Source organism: Asinibacterium sp. OR53, assembly GCF_000515315.1.
Taxonomy (GTDB): Bacteria; Bacteroidota; Bacteroidia; order Chitinophagales; family Chitinophagaceae; genus Sediminibacterium.
This window is the reverse complement of the sequence record NZ_KI911562.1, coordinates 2,400,525-2,416,918: the sequence shown is the minus strand read 5'-3', so window position 1 is coordinate 2,416,918 and position 16,394 is coordinate 2,400,525. Positions and strand designations below refer to the sequence as shown.

General features: G+C 41.7%; 17 protein-coding genes. 11 read left to right on the top strand and 6 right to left on the bottom strand.

Translation table 11 applies throughout. The annotated features are described in order from the left end of the window. Positions 1 to 14 precede the first annotated feature (14 nt). Genes SEDOR53_RS0110730 through SEDOR53_RS0110720 form a run of 3 tightly spaced genes read right to left on the bottom strand, consistent with a single transcriptional unit; the run spans position 15 to position 3,167 of the window. A complete protein-coding gene (locus tag SEDOR53_RS0110730) occupies positions 15 to 2,522 on the bottom strand; it encodes a TraG family conjugative transposon ATPase (protein ID WP_026769726.1) in 2,508 nt (835 codons plus the stop codon). Then, positions 2,519 to 2,851, bottom strand: a complete 333-nt coding sequence (locus SEDOR53_RS0110725; RefSeq protein WP_026769725.1) for a DUF4133 domain-containing protein — start codon at positions 2,849 to 2,851, stop codon at positions 2,519 to 2,521. Before SEDOR53_RS0110725 ends, SEDOR53_RS0110730 begins: the two co-directional genes overlap by 4 nt. Positions 2,852 to 2,861: 10 nt before the next feature. Continuing rightward, a complete protein-coding gene (locus tag SEDOR53_RS0110720; RefSeq protein WP_026769724.1) occupies positions 2,862 to 3,167 on the bottom strand; it encodes a DUF4134 domain-containing protein in 306 nt (101 codons plus the stop codon). Positions 3,168 to 3,400: 233 nt separating this feature from the next. On the opposite strand from SEDOR53_RS0110720, the gene SEDOR53_RS0110715 reads away from it, so the two are divergent. Both SEDOR53_RS0110715 and SEDOR53_RS0110710 read left to right on the top strand, forming a co-directional pair. Then, a complete protein-coding gene (locus tag SEDOR53_RS0110715; RefSeq protein ID WP_026769723.1) occupies positions 3,401 to 4,204 on the top strand; it encodes a phospholipase D-like domain-containing protein in 804 nt (267 codons plus the stop codon). 33 nt (positions 4,205 to 4,237) lie between these two features. Next, the gene (locus SEDOR53_RS0110710; protein ID WP_026769722.1) at positions 4,238 to 5,038 is read left to right on the top strand and encodes a TIGR02391 family protein; all 801 of its coding nucleotides are present in this window, start codon (positions 4,238 to 4,240) and stop codon (positions 5,036 to 5,038) included. Between the two features lie 17 nt (positions 5,039 to 5,055). Here the strand turns inward: SEDOR53_RS0110710 and SEDOR53_RS0110705 are convergent, their stop codons facing one another. Genes SEDOR53_RS0110705 through SEDOR53_RS0110695 form a run of 3 tightly spaced genes read right to left on the bottom strand, consistent with a single transcriptional unit; the run spans position 5,056 to position 6,883 of the window. Beyond that, positions 5,056 to 5,694, bottom strand: coding sequence for a hypothetical protein (locus SEDOR53_RS0110705; RefSeq protein WP_026769721.1), 639 nt, complete (start codon positions 5,692 to 5,694; stop codon positions 5,056 to 5,058). Between the two features lie 2 nt (positions 5,695 to 5,696). Continuing rightward, positions 5,697 to 6,110, bottom strand: coding sequence for a DUF3408 domain-containing protein (locus SEDOR53_RS0110700; protein WP_026769720.1), 414 nt, complete (start codon positions 6,108 to 6,110; stop codon positions 5,697 to 5,699). Between the two features lie 5 nt (positions 6,111 to 6,115). Continuing rightward, a complete protein-coding gene (locus SEDOR53_RS0110695) occupies positions 6,116 to 6,883 on the bottom strand; it encodes a ParA family protein (RefSeq protein WP_026769719.1) in 768 nt (255 codons plus the stop codon). Between the two features lie 689 nt (positions 6,884 to 7,572). On the opposite strand from SEDOR53_RS0110695, the gene mobA reads away from it, so the two are divergent. The 9 genes from mobA (at position 7,573) to mobC (ending at position 16,331) form a co-directional block, all read left to right on the top strand. Continuing rightward, complete coding sequence (gene mobA / locus SEDOR53_RS0110685) at positions 7,573 to 8,010, top strand: conjugal transfer protein MobA (protein WP_026769718.1); 438 nt, start codon at positions 7,573 to 7,575, stop codon at positions 8,008 to 8,010. Then, positions 7,979 to 9,310, top strand: a complete 1,332-nt coding sequence (gene mobB, locus SEDOR53_RS0110680) for a conjugal transfer protein MobB (protein ID WP_232214762.1) — start codon at positions 7,979 to 7,981, stop codon at positions 9,308 to 9,310. Before mobA ends, mobB begins: the two co-directional genes overlap by 32 nt. A 174-nt stretch (positions 9,311 to 9,484) precedes the next feature. Further along, positions 9,485 to 10,267, top strand: coding sequence for an AraC family transcriptional regulator (locus SEDOR53_RS0110675; protein WP_198018895.1), 783 nt, complete (start codon positions 9,485 to 9,487; stop codon positions 10,265 to 10,267). Between the two features lie 62 nt (positions 10,268 to 10,329). Continuing rightward, on the top strand, positions 10,330 to 10,812 hold the full coding sequence (locus SEDOR53_RS17745; RefSeq protein ID WP_198018893.1) for a flavodoxin: 483 nt from the start codon (positions 10,330 to 10,332) through the stop codon (positions 10,810 to 10,812). A gap of 186 nt (positions 10,813 to 10,998) precedes the next feature. Beyond that, the gene (locus SEDOR53_RS0110665) at positions 10,999 to 11,919 is read left to right on the top strand and encodes an alpha/beta hydrolase (RefSeq protein ID WP_026769715.1); all 921 of its coding nucleotides are present in this window, start codon (positions 10,999 to 11,001) and stop codon (positions 11,917 to 11,919) included. Between the two features lie 79 nt (positions 11,920 to 11,998). After that, entirely contained in the window at positions 11,999 to 12,925 is a 927-nt protein-coding gene (locus tag SEDOR53_RS0110660) for an alpha/beta hydrolase (protein WP_026769714.1), read from the top strand. A gap of 63 nt (positions 12,926 to 12,988) precedes the next feature. Continuing rightward, the gene (locus SEDOR53_RS0110655; RefSeq protein ID WP_026769713.1) at positions 12,989 to 13,627 is read left to right on the top strand and encodes an SDR family oxidoreductase; all 639 of its coding nucleotides are present in this window, start codon (positions 12,989 to 12,991) and stop codon (positions 13,625 to 13,627) included. Positions 13,628 to 13,639: 12 nt separating this feature from the next. After that, positions 13,640 to 14,191 carry a TMEM175 family protein gene (locus tag SEDOR53_RS18585; RefSeq protein ID WP_051416600.1) on the top strand — a complete coding sequence of 184 codons (552 nt, stop codon included), beginning with the start codon at positions 13,640 to 13,642 and terminating at the stop codon, positions 14,189 to 14,191. Between the two features lie 136 nt (positions 14,192 to 14,327). Continuing rightward, positions 14,328 to 16,331, top strand: a complete 2,004-nt coding sequence (gene mobC, locus SEDOR53_RS0110645; RefSeq protein ID WP_026769712.1) for a conjugal transfer protein MobC — start codon at positions 14,328 to 14,330, stop codon at positions 16,329 to 16,331. Positions 16,332 to 16,394 lie beyond the last annotated feature (63 nt).

The following is a 16,394-nucleotide window of genomic DNA, read 5'->3' as shown; positions in this document are numbered from 1 at the left end:
TGCTTTTTAAATGATTAGAAATTGTTTGCTTTTTCACGTCTTTGAAGTGCAATGCGCTTAATGGCTTGCTCCACATTGCCGCCCAGCTCATGAGCGAGCTGCATAACTTCCAGTTTTTCGGTTTCTTCGGTGGTGTATGCGAGATATTCTTCGAGCGATACCTCTGTGGCATATACGGCGGAGTGCGTACCACCTAACCCAATCCAAACCTCTTTGTAAAGGCGGCTTGGGTCATTGTTCATGTTGATAGAAAGTACCTGTCCTTTCTCTTTATCCGTAAGCCCCAGCATCGCTTGGATGTCATCAAACTTGTTCATGTACTTGCGCTGGTCAAGCAGGATTTTACAGTCGGAGTTATTGATGATACTTTCTTTCACAATGGGCGACTGGATGATGTCGTCCACTTCCTGCGTTACGACTATCGCCTCACCAAAAAACTTGCGGACAGTTTTGAACAAATACTTGATGTATTCTGCCATACCCTCTTTCGCTATCGCCTTCCACGCTTCTTCAATCAGTATCAGCTTACGCACACCTTTTAGCCTGCGCATCTTGTTGATGAAAACCTCCATGATAATGATGGTGACAATGGGAAACAGTATCTTGTGGTCTTTTATCGCATCAATTTCAAACACGATAAAGCGTTTGGAAAGCAGGTCTAATTGCTTGTCGGAGTTCAGCAAGTAATCATATTCCCCGCCTTTGTAATAGGGTTCCAGCACGTTCAGGAAGTTGGCGAGGTCAAAGTCTTTTTCCCTTACCTGCTTTTCTTCGAGAACCTTGCGGTAGTCGCCTTTCACATACTCATAAAAACCGTTGAACGAGGGATAAGCATCATCCTGTTTGATGTGTTCGATGTAACCCGAAACAGCATTGGACAATGCTACTTCTTCAGAACGTTTGGGCGGCTCATCGTCCCGTTTCCAAAGCGTTAGGATAAGCGTTTTGATACTTTCCCTTTTTTCTATATCAAACACGCCGTCATCGGTATAAAAGGGATTGAACGCAATCGGGTTGTCTTCTGTGTAAGTGAAATAAACGCCGTCTTCGCCTCTGGTCTTTCCCTTAATCAGTTCACACAACCCCTGATACGAGTTACCTGTATCTACCAGCAGGACGTGTGCGCCCTGTTCGTAATATTGACGTACCATGTGGTTGGTGAAAAAAGACTTACCCGAACCTGATGGCCCCAAAATGAATTTGTTGCGGTTCGTGATGATGCCTTTTTTCATGGGCAAATCGGAAATATCCAAATGGATAGGTTTGCCCGTAAGCCTGTCTGCCATCTTGATACCAAAGGGTGATGGCGAACTTTGGTAATTGGTTTCTTCGGTGAAGAAGCACAGTGCAGGTTCTATGAACGTGTAAAAACTTTCTTCGCTCGGAAAGTCGCCCGCATTGCCCGGCATAGCCGCCCAATACAGCGTGGCAACGTCCACAGTATTGTGGCGTGGCTTGCATTCCATCAAAGCCAGTGCGCTACCTGTATCGTTCTTTAGCTGTTTGAGTTCGTTCGGCTCGTCTGACCATGCCATGATGTTGAAGTGCGCACGAATAGAAGAAAGCCCGAAGCTGTGTGCTTCGTTCAGGTACTTTTCAATCCACTCTTTGTTAATTTGATTAGCCCTGCTGTACCTTGCCAGTGAGTGCATATTGCGGGCAGACTTTTCAAACTTGCGCAGGTTCTCATCGCTGTTGTCTAAAAACAAATACTGGTTGTAAATGTGGTTGCAGCTAAGTAGCAAGCCCACGGGAGCAGCAAAAGACAACAAGCAATCGCTTCTATCAGTAGATAGCTTTTCATACCTTGTGTTTGCCGATACCGTTCCGGGCAAATCGTCCGTGTCTGAAAGTGTATGCAGGCACAGCCTTTTGTTACCGATGCGTACATCCTCACTTCCCAAAGCGATGTCCTGCATGGGTGTTGCGGCTTCCCTTGACAGGGTAAAATATTGCTCTAACAAACCCTGCGTGTTGTCCGTACCGATGATGTCATCTTCTGTAAGTCGTTCCAGCTTCACAAACCCGCTATCGTTCATAATACGCTCAAACTGCGCCACCGCTTCCATGAACCTGCGAACGGTTTCTTTATCCCTTATTTCTTTCGGGATAAGTACACCTTTGCAAAGCGATGAGAAATTGCTTTGCATACGCATCCGGTCTTTGGTGGTCTTGGTAAGGAACAGGTAACAGTAATGATTAAGAAAAGGACGTTCGTTGAAATGCTGCTGATAGGACTTCGCTAAAAAGCTCAATCCATCCTGTGCAATATCAGGTGCGTAGCTTTCTTTAATAAACCAATCCTGTTTGTGGATAATGGAGTAATCCGGCAAGGTCTTGATAGCCTTGTGCCATGCTGAATGGATAGCGTCATACTCCGGTGATGCTACCGTGAACAGTTCCGGCAGGTGTACCCGAAAGCAGGCAGTAATGTCCGCATCTTTACTGATGATGCAGTTCTGTTCCACCGACAATAAGGGAAACTTGCTTTCCAGCGTTGTGGCTTTTGCTGTATTTCTCATAGGGCATCGGATTTACGGGTGAACTTTACATAGCGGTGTACAGCCTTGCGGCAGATGATATATTTCGGATGCCTTTTCTTTGCACCCAGCTTCATCAATCCGTGTTCACCGTACTTACCGTTTAATGCGAATGTTTGCCACACAATGAGCGATGCACCGCCTGCACCGATGAACAGGCACAGGTATGAGTTTGCACCTGCCATGTACATAATCATCACGAGGATGAGTACACCCAGCAAGCCGCCTGCGAAAATGAACAGGTACTGTGCTTTCAAACCTTTGAACTCAACTGTCCTGCCGATACCTTTGTTAATGTTGTGATTACTCATGGGCATCGGTTTACAGGAAGAATGAACGAAGAATGGTAGCAGCTACAATCAAGAAGATACACGCACCGAACCAGCTCGCTGCGGTCTTCGAGGTGTCCGGGTCGCCACTGCTGAATTTGTTGTAAACTTTCACACCTCCGATTAGCCCGACCACAGCCCCAATCGCATAAATTAATTTGGTTGCGGGGTCGAAATAAGACGTTACCATTTGCGTGGCTTCCTGAATACCAGCCGAGCCGTTTCCTTGTGCAAACACACCAAATGCCGACAGCAGCGCAATGCCTGTCAGCAATACTTTTTTGCTTTGTTTTTCCATAATTTGAATGAATTATTTTGTTACACTTTCCCGCCACTTGCGGGCTTTCGGGACAAAAGTGTCAGGAAAAACAAGGCACAATAACGATGTGTCTTTCAGTGGAATTACTTGGCAGTGAGTGGCGTTTTGAACGAACTACTACTACTGTCTAAATCATGTCACAGAATGGTTTATCTTCTCTATCAAATTAGTTTATGTTATTTTAGCAGTAATAATATTTACTCTAATTGAACATGAAACTTTCGGACTTAACAATAGAAAGCATAAAGGAATTTATATCAGGTGATAATCAACTAACGCCACGTTTGACAGGTGAAAAAATTTTGAAACTGTTTAATCATGTGGGGTTCAAAGACGTTTATAAATATGGTGACGGAGGGATGCCAAACAGCCTTAGCAGAAATGCGTATGTTTTAGAAAAACTATATGAAATAAATGGTCGAAAAGAGATGGTTCAACTGTTGCAGATAGTTTTCGACCCAAGACATTTCGCCCAAGATGCTTCAAAGGATATAAAGGTAGCGGTAGAACAAATTAACCCGCTCTTACAACAGGATGGCTATAGGCTTGAAGACTTCGAGGGAAAGTATAAAATTATTGGTGCGGACTTGCCGGAAAATATTGAAGTAGAAGTTCATTTTGAAGATATAGAGGCACAGATTGTTGAACAAATTCGAGCCGCGAGATTTTCAATTTGGGTAGCGGTTGCATGGTTTACAAACAAGACATTAATGAGAGAGTTATATAATCGAAAGCAAGAAGGGATTAACGTTCGTGTTGTTGTTTTGGATGATGAGATTAATACAAAGTACGGTTTTGAGTATGAGAAGTTTTTTGAAACGAAAAGAGTTCCTAAAAGTGGGCAGTATGAGAATATAATGCACCATAAGTTTTGTGTAATTGATTTAAAGACAGTTATTCATGGGTCATATAATTGGACATCAAAAGCAAACTGGAACAGAGAAACAGCAAGTGTTGAAAATAGCCGTGAGTTAGCAGAGAAATATGCTTCCGAATTTATCAGTCTTATTAAATAGTAGTTTCCAATAAAATTAAAAGAGAAAATAGTAATGACAAGTATTAAACGCCCAATGTTTGAAGCGCACGTATTGGAAGGATTATGTAGAACTATTGGAGATACTTCAGATGGTTTGACAGGCACGGAGATAGGGCAAATCCTTTTAAACGCTAACATCCCAGATATTGACCCTCAAAACACAAAATGGAGAAGATTATATTCAGCATTTGCAGATTGGCAGAATAAGCACCAATGCTCAAACCATATATTAAAATTTATTCAAGATGCTTTGCAACCAGTGAGGTATATCGGAAAAGAAGAAACTTTTCATAGCCGCAGGTTAGAAGTCAATAAACGCTTAGCTTTTATAGGCACGGAACTTACAGAGCAAGGCAAATTTAGATTGGTCGAAAAAGCCACAACAATTGCAGAAGCTGAACAACGTGCCAGTCGTTTAAAACATAAGTTGGAAAACAGAAATGTTCATGCTACAATATTTGAATATTGTAAGGCAGAATTATTGGTTGAAAACTACTTTCATTCAGTTTTTGAGGCTACTAAAAGTATTGCAGACCGATTAAGGGCAATGACCGGGCTTTATGCAGATGGCAATGCTTTAGCAGAAACTTCATTTTCTACCAGTAACCCATTGGTTAAAATTAATCACTTAAAAACAGATACGGACAGAAGCGAGCATTTAGGATTATGTAACCTAATTAAAGGAATGTTCGGCTTAATCAGAAATTCAACGGCGCATGAGCCTAAAATCAAATTTGAAATTACCGAAGACGAGGCTTTGGATGTTTTGAACACCATATCCTACATTCATAAAAGGCTTGATAAAGCTATATAAAACAAAAGGGAGTTTGCTTACACAAACTCCCCAATGTCGAAACCCTCTACACTACTTTTCCGCTCATCGGAAGAACCGAAATCCGTTCCGGCAGGGAGGCTTCTATCCAACAACTCCGCAATCTTTCGTGAAGCCCCTGCTATGGAGTTTTCGAGCAGACTAAACAATTCGGTTCCCTGCATTCGCTGAACTATATCGACCGCTTTTTGTTGAGAGGCAGCTTCCAGTACATCCTGCTGAAGCAATGCCCCCACGGTTGTCAGTTCCTCGTAGGTAACCCCTGTGGCAAACCCATTGTCGCTGTTCGGCATTCCCTGTTCTTCCCATTCCTCGTCCTCATTCTCAAAATCGGAAACAGGCGCACTCCCAAAAACATCATCCAATTCCTCCGGCGGAATTTCCCTCGCAAAACCTGTTTCATGGGTTTCTGTTTCAAAATTATCAGGTATATCTTCCTTTTTTTCTTTTTGGCGTTGAGTGGCAGCAGTTGGCACTCCATGGCGTTCAACAGGCTTTGGCTTGCCCATTATTTCCGGCAAATCCAGATTGGTCACAGGTTGCTGCTGTTTGTTTTTCACCACTTTTTTAATGATGATTTTGTCTTTTGCCAGCAGCACAATAACAATGAGCAAACAGATAACAATTACAATTTCCATGACTATAAAATGGGTTTATACTTTTCGTTAAAACTCTTGGTGATGTCTTCGCCAAATTCCTGAAAATGGTATTCCAGCAGGTTATCGAGATAGGCGTATATCGTTATCTTATCCTCACCAATGACTTGTACAATACGGGTCAGCTTTTCGTGGAAATCGGGACGTATGTACACCGACTTTCCGTAGCGGGCGTTGGTTTCCGCTCTTTTGAAAAACAGCTTTTCATAATCTGCTTCGCTGGCTTTTTTAGAACGGCTCTTTTCCTTGCTCACGGGCTTGTCCGGCTCTTTCTCCTGTTCCTGTTTTTGGGGTGGTTCAGGCGTTACATTCAAACCCTCTTTTTTTACACCATCGGCGATAATGTTCATCAAAAATTCTTCGTCTATCTCCGGCTGGTTTTTCTTCTTATTTTCCATAGGGCTTACAGTTTCACAGTTCTTAAAAACTCATCCATAAACAAGTCCAGTCGGCAGGCGTTCATCAATCGTTCATCGGCAGGCAGCAAGGTGGAACGGAAGACTGTTTTTGCATCGGCTTCGCCCTCTTTGCGAAAACGCTTGCTATCCGTGATACGGGTGCGCATAAGGTGAATGCCTAAGCTGTTGATTAAGTCCTCATAAACGCCGTACAATGCGGTTCTTTCCCTTCCGTCCACTTGGTTCCAAAACAGATTAATGCTTTGAATAGAAGTTGCGCCCTGCTTTCTTACCACATCGTTGAGGACTTGCGTAAAAATCAATGTGCTTTCCATCACTACACGGTCGGCTATGATTGGTGTAAAGATGTGGTGCATTCCAGCCAGCGTTTTCAATATTCCTGCGGAATTAACCGTACCGGGCAGGTCGAAGAAAACCACGTCCAAAGCAACGGTAGTGGTTTGCAGAAATTGCTCTACTTTATCCAGTACACCGTCTGCCCGATGCTGCATAACGGGATAGGCTTTTTTGTTGATACTTGTAAACTGCTTATGAGCGAGTTTTTTGTACACCTCATTGCCCATAATGCTGCTCATATCCCTTGACCTCATCTGCATAAGGCTGTGTTGCGGAAAGTCGCAGTCGAAGACGGCAACATTATAGCCCAGCCGATAATGAAGAAGACTTGCTACCAGCGTGGTAAAAGTGCTTTTTCCTACACCACCTTTTTGAGAGGAAAAGGCGATAAACAATGGTTGTTTCTTTGTGTCCATGTGCATAACTGTTTTTAATTATCTACTTATCTATTTATACATCGATATACCTGTATAGCTGTTTATTCATTTATGTGCAATGGTGCAAAAGCACATTCGCACATTATTATTTGCAGGTTGTTGTATGCGGATATTTTTAACTGTATTGCGATAAATGCAACTGCGCTTTTTTACTTGTGTATCTGCATAACTGCTTACTGCATTCAATACAGGCTTGCCCACTTGCATACAACATTATTTACCTGATTGCCTGCCTGTGTATTTGCGTAGCTACGCAGCTATGTTGTTACATACTTACACAGGCAATCGCAAATGCCTACACAAAGAAATGCAGGTATATCCCTGCTTTATTAAACCTGTCCTGTATTGGCGTTCTATGGCAGTGTTTGGCAGTGTACTACACTGCAATGCTTCGGGAAAGCTGCGCTTATTTTGTATCGGCTTCAATACAAAGAGTGAATGGAGAAATCATTTCAGATAAAAGGCAACAGGTGGAACGGCTACAAGCCGTTTTTTTCTGCTTTATCTAATCCGTCCCGAAGGGCGGATTTTCCTTTCACCAGAAAGGAGCAAGTTATGTTTTTAGCTGCTCGAAATACTTTCCGCAGCTAAAAACAACTTGCCCTTAGCAGGGGGCTGGAAAACGCACTCCGAAGTCGTGGTTTATGATAATTATAATGGATTGAGATATGGAAGACAGTAAAAGAAATCAAATAAGTAAGGTGGGTCGCAAGCCTAAAAATGACCCGGCGACACACCGTTATTCAATTAGTCTGAACGACACGGAAAACGCACAATTCCTGACGTTGTTTGAGCAATCGGGTATGAAAGTAATGGCACATTTTATTACCGCCTGCATCTTTCAGAAGACGATAAAGACCGTAAAAATTGATATGGATGCTGTGGATTTTCATACAAGACTTACCAATTTTTACAGCCAATTCAGAGCCGTTGGTGTGAACTATAATCAAATCGTGAAAATATTATACCGCAATTTCTCGGAGAAAAAAGCATCGGCTTATCTCTTTAAGTTGGAAAAACAGACCGCAGAAATGGCTGCCCTGTGTCGCAAAGTGATTGAATTAACAGCAGCGTTTGAAAAAGAACACCTGCAAAAAGACAGATAACATGATAGCGAAAATTGGTAAAGGTGAGAATTTGTACGGTGCAATTTCTTACAATCAGAAAAAGATTGACAGCGAAAACGGGCAGGTTTTGTTATTGAACAAGATACCCGAAACACTGGATAATATCTATTCAGCTAATTATCTGCACCAGTGTTTTGAACCTTATTTGTCTGCCAATATCAGAACAGAAAAACCTGTTCGGCATATATCACTGAACCCAGATCCTGCGGATAAGGTCAGCGATGCCCAGTTTATGGAAATGGCACAGGAGTACATGGAACGTATGGGATATGGTAAACAGCCCTATATTGTTTTTAAGCATACCGATATTGAACGCAGCCATATCCATATCGTAACGGTCTGTGTAGGCATAGACGGCAAGAAGATAAGCGATAGCTACGACCATCCGCAATCAATGGCAATTTGCAGGGATTTAGAGCAGCAATATAATCTAACGCCCGCCACAGAAAAACAGCGCACTGGCGATGAGCAAGCATTTCGTCCGGTGGATTACAGAGCCGGAGATATTAAGAGCCAAATCGCATCCGTGGTGAGATACCTGCCAAAGTATTACCAATACCAAAGCATCGGGGCTTACAACGCTTTGCTTTCCTTATTCAATATTACGGCGGAGGAAGTAAAAGGTGAACTGCACGGGCAACCCAAAAACGGGCTGGTGTATTTCGCCCTGAACGAACAGGGAGAAAAAGCCAGCAATCCTTTTAAGGCTTCCCGCTTTGGCAAACACGCAGGATTGGACAAACTGCAAAAGCACTTTGCAGAAGCTAAGGAAAAAATGAAAACCAGTCCTGCAAGAGCCATCCTCAAAAACACCATTGAAGCAGCCATGCACACCGCTACTAATGAAACGGATTTTAAAAAGCAACTGATGGAGCAAGGCATCAATACTGTTGTGCGCCGCAATGACGAAGGGCGCATTTACGGTATGACTTTTATAGACCATGAAAGCCGCAGCGTTTGGAACGGTTCAGCTTTGGATAAAAAACTATCTGCGAATGTCTTTAATGAGTGGTGGAAAGAGGAAGCTATTGTCCAACGCCAAAACACGGAGCAGACCAGCACCGCAGATTTACCCGCAACAGGAAAACATAATGCTGATGAAAAAGAAGAACCACACGGGCTTTTCGATTTCCTTAATAAAGAGCAACCGACTGATGATTTTGGATTGATAGATGGATTGGGCGGTTTGTTGCCCGAAGCGCAGGGCGAAGATTACGAGGAACAGACATTTGCTAACCGTATGAAGAAAAAGAAGAAACAAAAAGGTAGAGGACAATAAATAAAATCAGAACCTGTAAAATGTTTCATTTTTACCGTTAAATGTTTCGGGACTTAAAAATAGTATATTCTAATTTTGTAAATTGTTTAATGACAGATAGCATTTTCGATGAACAAAATATACAACATACCGTCCCTTCTAAAATATATCAATGTAAAAGGCAATAACAGTGATATGATACAGGTTATTCATTACGATGAAAATCCTGATATTTTACTGAAATCACTCCCTGTAGAAATTGACTTTTATTTATTGGCACTAAAAGATAAAATTGAAGTACAGTCACCCATTGATAGTATGTCAGACAGTTACCTGTATCTTGATAAACCGGGAAACGTAATCGAGTGGGATTTGAAAAGTCCTTTTTCCGGTTATGCCATATTTATCAATAAAAAGCTATTGGATAAAACGGTCAAAGATATTTCTTTTGCCAATTATGACCGACATGAAGCCTTATTTTTAACCCCAGAAGAAAAAGAGACCTTGTATGATTTGTTTTCAAAATCTTATAAGGAATATCAAAAAGAAAATTTCTCCAAAGAAGTATTGATTTCTTATACTTCGCTCATTATTTCTTACACGCAAATCTATTATGAACGCCAGTTTGAAGCCCGAAGTAAAGTATATAATAAAGTAGTTGCCGATTTTTACCAGCAGTTGGATGCTTGTTTAAATACTCCAAATGGGCTGTCAGCACTACCATCCGTAACTTATTTTGCAGAAAGGGCAAACCTGTCCACCAATTATTTCGGGGATTTGATTAAACATTTCACAGGCACTTCACCTATTGACCATATCCATGAAGGAATTATACAGATAGCTAAAAATAAGCTGCGACAAACAAAATTGTCTGTAAGTGAAATTGCTTACAGTTTGGGGTTTGACTATCCTACTTACTTCACAAGGTTCTTTCGTCAGAAAACAGGAATATCCCCTAAAGTATTCAGGAACCAATAATGAAGTCCCTTAGTTTAATCTGCCTGTTTCTACTTCAGCTATTCAATACCAACGCACAGACCATGAACAACAGTGAAATGCTTATCATTTACTTTTCTCACTCCAACAATACCAAACAATTAGCGGAGTGGATACAGAGCAAAACCAATGCAGGTATTATCCGTATAGAGCCGGAAGTGCCTTACCCGTCAGGTTATCAGGAAACCATTGACGAAATGTCAAGACAGAATAAAGGGAAAATATTACCACCGTTTAAAAAAGTAGATGTGAACATTCAGGACTACGATACGATATTCTTTGGTTATCCGGTTTGGGATATGCGGCTTCCACCAGTGGTAAGGACATTCTTACGGGACAATGATTTCAGTGGAAAAACGATATTGCCGTTCAATACCCACGCAGGTTATGGTACAGGTAAAAGTGTCAGCGAGATTAAAGAGTTCGCTCCCAATGCAAAGGTCGCAGATGCTTTTTCGGTTAGGGACAGCAATATCAAAGGTGCAAAGAATGAAGTCGAAAAATGGGTAGGAACGGTTTTCCATTAACACTAACTTTTCATTCACCATAGATTACTTAGAAGCAGCCATTTCGGTTGCTTCTTTTTTTGCTGGGTATGCCAATTCAAAAATCAGTAAAATGTTTCAGTCTTAGAGTGATATGTTTTCGTTTGCCCCCTCCCTGTCATCGTAAATTTGCTTTATCAAAATAAGTAAACATAAAAATCAAATATTATGTCACAGCAAAAAGTCAATTTCAAAAACAGTAATAACGGAAACATTACAATGGCAGCCGTTATCAATTTCCCTGAAGGATTTAATGAAAGTCAAAAATATCCAACTGTAGTTGTTTCACATCCCGGTGGTGGTGTTAAGGAACAGGCATCAGGACTGTATGCTAAGAAACTGGCAGAACAGGGCTTTTTAACAATTGCTTATGATGCATCTTATCAGGGCGAAAGTACCGGGGAACCACGTCAATTGGAAAACCCATATATCCGTACAGAAGATGTAAGTGCGGTAATCGATTACCTGACGACATTACCTTATGTAGACCAGGAGAACATTGGCGCAATGGGAATTTGTGCAGGAGCAGGTTATACGGCCAATGCAGCCATCAATGACCACAGAATTAAAGCCGTAGGAATAGTGAGTGCCGTAAACATTGGCCAAATGTTCCGTAACGGTTGGGAAAACACTGTTAAAGATGCAGATGCTTTGCCGTACTTGTTGGCTGGGTCAAATGCAAGAACAGCAGAAGCAAAAGGAGAAAACCCAACGATGCCGCTTGCCCCGATGAAGGAAGAGGATGCACCGAACGAAGAATTAAGAGAGGCTTGGGAGTATTACCATACCAACCGTTGCCAATATCCAACGGCTCCGGGATGGACTACATTGAGAAGCCTTATGCAAATCATCTCTTATGATGCGTACAACAAAGCGGAAGCTTTCTTTACACAACCTTTATTGGCAGTAGTAGGAAGCAGCGCAGGTAGCGCATGGATGAGTGATGACCTGATTAGCCGTGCAGCTTCGGCAGACAAAACAAAATATATAGTGGAAGGTGCTAATCACATGACCCTGTACGACCGTGAAAAAGAAGTGAATGAAGCAGTTGGACAATTGGCTCCCTTCTTCAAGAAAAACCTTGCCTAATCAAGCATAATCTTTAATAAAAAGCCGGGCGGGGTTTGAAAGCACCCTCCGGCTTTTTTAATTTTAAAAGAATAGAACAATGAGTACAGAAGCAATAAAATTTAAGAATGTAGCTTGGGATAATGCAGGGATTTTGCATTTCCCCGCTGACTTTGACGCAAACAAAAAATATGCAGCTATTGTAACCATGCACCCCATAGGAAGCTGCAAAGAACAGACAGCAGGTAATGTTTATGGTAAGGCACTGGCAGATGCAGGCTTTGTGGTATTGGCATTTGATGCGTCTTTTCAGGGAGAAAGTGGCGGAACGCCGAGATACCTTGAAAACCCGTACCAGCGTACCGATGATGTTCGATACGCTATTGATTATTTAGAAACTCTCCCTTATGTAGATGCCGATAAAATCGGTATTCTTGGCGTATGCGGTGGTGGTGCTTATTCACTCAACATTGCGATGACCGAACGCCGTATCAAGGCCGTTGTATCCATTACGGGGGTTAACTTTGGTCGTTTGCTCCGTGACGGTTTTGCAGGTGGAAGCCCGATGGAAGTATTGAACAATGTGGCAGCCCAACGTTCTTTGGAAGCAAAGGGTGGGGATGTATTGACCATCAATATGCTGCCTGATAGCGTAGCAGCGGGAAAAGCAGCCGGTATTGAAGATATAGATGTGCTGGAAGCTACCGATTATTACAAGACTTCCCGTGGTCAGACCAAAGGCGGAGTGACAAGTGCCGTGTATTCCCGTATGGCTGTGGGGATGGGCTGGGATGCGTTCTACCTGTCTGAAACGTTACTGACACAGCCTATCCTTGTGGTCATCGGTGACAAACCGGGAGGCTTCGGAGCATTCAGGGACGGATATGAAATTGTCCGCCGTGCTGCTTCAGCTAAAAAAGAGCTTTTGGTGGTGAACGGTTTCTCCCACTACGATCTGTATGACCAGCCGGAGCCTGTGAAACAGGCATTGGAAAAAGCTATTCCTTTCTTTAAAGAGAACCTTTAATAATGCAATAACGCCAATGCTTACCGGAGAACAGTAGGCATTGGTGTTTTAAATTTTAAAAAGATGAAAGCAACAAAAGTATTGGTATTGGGTGCAAACGGAGCGATTGCACAACACGTCATAAATTTCCTATCAGAAAATAAAGAAATCGAACTGACATTGTTTGCAAGAAACGCCGACCATATAAAACAGTTTGAAGCATCCGCAAAAATCATTGAAGGAGATGTGTTAAACACAAACGATTTGAACGAAGCCATCAAAGGACAGGATATTGTTTATGCCAACCTTTCGGGTGCTGTAGATAAGATGGCAAATAAAATTGTATCTACAATGCAGGCAAATAATGTGACGCGTTTGATATTCGTAACCTCATTAGGTATTTACAAAGAGGTGGCAGGCAAATTTGGAGAATGGAACGAAATGATGATTGGTTCTGATTTAATTCCTTATCGTAAAGCGGCTGATGTAATCGAAAAGTCAGATTTAGACTATACAGTTGTTCGTCCCTCTTGGCTATCAAACAATGATGAAACAGATTATGAAACCACGCAAAAAGGAGAACCGTTCAGAGGTACGGAAGTGGCAAGAAAAGCAGTAGCGGCGTACATAACCGACCTTATCGAAAATCCGCACAAAGATATAAAAGCAAGCGTTGGGGTCAATAAACCGGGCGTTTACGGAGATAAACCAGCTTTCTATTAAAACAAGCATACAATGAAAAAAGAAAGGTTTGAAGCAATCACAGATGCAATATTGGCTATTATTTCAACATTAATGGTGTTGGAAATTAAAATAGGTGAACTGACAACATCGAATATTCATCATTTTATTGCACAAATAGTTATCTATGTGGTGAGTTTTACATACATCGGTATTCTATGGCTCAACCATCACAATATGTTTCGACATATTGAACTGGTGGACAATAAGACGATTTGGGTAAACTTTTGGCTGCTGTTCAGCACTTCTTTAATCCCGCTTGCAACTATAACCATCGACGAAAACTTTTTTGATACAAAAAGTCACGTTTTTTTCGGAAGCGTTTTAGCTGTTGTGTTATTCTTCTATTCCTTATTGGAAGAGCGGGTTTATAAAATATCCCAACACAAATACAACGACACTAATCGCAAAATGAATTGGGCATCTACATTAATTTTTGTAGCAAGCATTCCTTTAAGTTATGTCAGTATTTATATTTCGTCTGCCATCTTTGTGTTAGTTCCATTTTCATATCTTTTGTTACCCAATAAAGCAAGGCAAAATTGAATGCACCCATTTAAAAACGCTACGACACATTTATGTTTTACTCTGCCAAATACTGCCACTAAAAGCCATCTTACACCGCTTTCCATAAGCGCATACCCATAGCGGCTACACTTGCATCAAAACAAATTTTTGAACTATGCAAGGAGAAGACGATTTAAGAGGGCTTGCCAAAATAATGGCATTTATGAGGGCAGTAAGCATCATTATGGTGTTGATGCACTTCTATTGGTTCTGTTTCGGGTTCTTTGCCCAACGTGGCTGGACACTCGAAATTATCGCTAAGATACTCACCAATTTCAACCGCACCGCAGGACTGTTTTCAAACACACTGTACACCAAGATTTTTGCTTTAATACTGTTAGCGTTAAGTTGCCTCGGAACTAAGGGCGTAAAGAATGAAAAGATAACATGGCGTAAGATTTACATTGCCTTAGCTATCGGCTTTGTCCTGTTCTTCCTGAACACACCGCTTTTAAAACTGTCCGCAGGTATGGCTACTTCATTTTATATCCTCACCACCTCGCTGGGCTATATCGCTTTAATGATGGCGGGTGTATGGATGAGCCGTTTGCTGCGCAACAACCTGATGGACGATGTTTTCAATAATGAGAACGAAAGTTTCCAGCAGGAAACAAAGTGCATCGAAAATGAATATTCGGTAAACCTTCCCACAAAATTTTACTACAAGGGGAAATGGAACAACGGTTGGATTAACGTTGTCAATCCTTTTCGTGCCTCAATCGTGCTGGGTACTCCGGGCAGTGGAAAATCGTATGCCATCGTAAATAATTACATCAAGCAGCACATTGAGAAAGGTTTTAGTATGTACATCTACGATTTCAAGTTTGACGACCTTTCCACGATTGCCTATAACCATTTATTGAAGCACACCGATAAGTATAAAGTAAAGCCGCAATTTTACGTCATCAACTTTGACGACCCACGCCGGAGCCACCGATGCAACCCGCTCAATCCCGTTTTTATGACGGATATATCGGATGCTTACGAAGCCGCTTATACCATCATGCTAAACCTTAACAAGTCGTGGATTACCAAGCAAGGGGATTTCTTTGTAGAAAGTCCAATTATCCTGCTGGCGGCAATCATTTGGTATCTGAAGATTTATGAAAATGGCAAATATTGTACGTTCCCTCATGCTATCGAATTGCTGAACAAAAAATACGCAGACGTATTTACTATACTTACTTCATACCCCGAACTGGAAAACTATTTATCTCCCTTCATGGATGCTTGGTTGGGCGGCGCACAAGACCAGTTACAGGGACAAATCGCATCGGCTAAAATTCCATTGTCAAGAATGATTAGCCCGCAGTTGTATTGGGTAATGACAGGCGATGATTTTTCGTTGGATATTAATAACCCTAAAGAGCCAAAGATTTTATGCGTGGGTAATAATCCCGACCGACAAAATATTTATTCCGCAGCTTTAGGTTTATACAATTCACGCATTGTAAAACTCATCAATAAAAAGGGGCAACTAAAGAGTTCCGTTATCATAGATGAATTGCCAACAATTTATTTTAGGGGGCTGGACAATCTTATTGCAACAGCACGTAGTAATAAGGTGGCAGTCTGTTTGGGCTTTCAGGATTATTCGCAATTGACAAGAGATTACGGCGACAAAGAAAGCAAGGTTATACAAAATACAGTGGGTAATATTTTCTCCGGTCAGGTGGTTGGCGAAACTGCTAAAAACCTTTCGGAGCGTTTCGGTAAGGTGTTGCAGAAACGACAAAGTATGACGATTAACCGAAACGATAAATCTACATCTATATCTACCCAAATGGATAGCCTGATACCAGCTTCTAAGATTTCAACACTTACACAGGGTATGTTTGTGGGTGCGGTATCGGACAACTTTGATGAACGTATTGAGCAGAAAATTTTCCACGCCGAAATTGTAGTAGATGGTGAAAGGGTCGCCGCCGAAACCAAAGCCTACAAAAAGATACCGCAGATACTATCCTTTGTAGATGAAAGTGGAGCCGATAATATGAAGCAGGAAATTGAGAACAATTACAAGCAGATAAAGCTGGACGTTGTGAATATTGTTGAGCGTGAAATGGAACGTATTAAAAATGACCCGGATTTACAGCATTTGGTGCAACAGGAAAAGTAAGGCTGGTCTTTCTATCTTGAAACAATCTAAATTACAGCGTTTTATTGTTCATTTTTCTTTTTT

Bases quoted from the DNA above. Each gene is read 5' to 3' on its own strand.
- SEDOR53_RS0110730 (WP_026769726.1), bottom strand. From the start codon at position 2,522: ATGAGAAATACAGCAAAAGCCACAACGCTGGAAAGCAAGTTTCCCTTA.
- SEDOR53_RS0110725 (WP_026769725.1), bottom strand. From the start codon at position 2,851: ATGAGTAATCACAACATTAACAAAGGTATCGGCAGGACAGTTGAGTTC.
- SEDOR53_RS0110720 (WP_026769724.1), bottom strand. From the start codon at position 3,167: ATGGAAAAACAAAGCAAAAAAGTATTGCTGACAGGCATTGCGCTGCTG.
- SEDOR53_RS0110715 (WP_026769723.1), top strand. From the start codon at position 3,401: ATGAAACTTTCGGACTTAACAATAGAAAGCATAAAGGAATTTATATCA.
- SEDOR53_RS0110710 (WP_026769722.1), top strand. From the start codon at position 4,238: ATGACAAGTATTAAACGCCCAATGTTTGAAGCGCACGTATTGGAAGGA.
- SEDOR53_RS0110705 (WP_026769721.1), bottom strand. From the start codon at position 5,694: ATGGAAATTGTAATTGTTATCTGTTTGCTCATTGTTATTGTGCTGCTG.
- SEDOR53_RS0110700 (WP_026769720.1), bottom strand. From the start codon at position 6,110: ATGGAAAATAAGAAGAAAAACCAGCCGGAGATAGACGAAGAATTTTTG.
- SEDOR53_RS0110695 (WP_026769719.1), bottom strand. From the start codon at position 6,883: ATGGACACAAAGAAACAACCATTGTTTATCGCCTTTTCCTCTCAAAAA.
- mobA (WP_026769718.1), top strand. From the start codon at position 7,573: ATGGAAGACAGTAAAAGAAATCAAATAAGTAAGGTGGGTCGCAAGCCT.
- SEDOR53_RS0110675 (WP_198018895.1), top strand. From the start codon at position 9,485: ATGATACAGGTTATTCATTACGATGAAAATCCTGATATTTTACTGAAA.
- SEDOR53_RS17745 (WP_198018893.1), top strand. From the start codon at position 10,330: ATGAACAACAGTGAAATGCTTATCATTTACTTTTCTCACTCCAACAAT.
- SEDOR53_RS0110665 (WP_026769715.1), top strand. From the start codon at position 10,999: ATGTCACAGCAAAAAGTCAATTTCAAAAACAGTAATAACGGAAACATT.
- SEDOR53_RS0110660 (WP_026769714.1), top strand. From the start codon at position 11,999: ATGAGTACAGAAGCAATAAAATTTAAGAATGTAGCTTGGGATAATGCA.
- SEDOR53_RS0110655 (WP_026769713.1), top strand. From the start codon at position 12,989: ATGAAAGCAACAAAAGTATTGGTATTGGGTGCAAACGGAGCGATTGCA.
- SEDOR53_RS18585 (WP_051416600.1), top strand. From the start codon at position 13,640: ATGAAAAAAGAAAGGTTTGAAGCAATCACAGATGCAATATTGGCTATT.
- mobC (WP_026769712.1), top strand. From the start codon at position 14,328: ATGCAAGGAGAAGACGATTTAAGAGGGCTTGCCAAAATAATGGCATTT.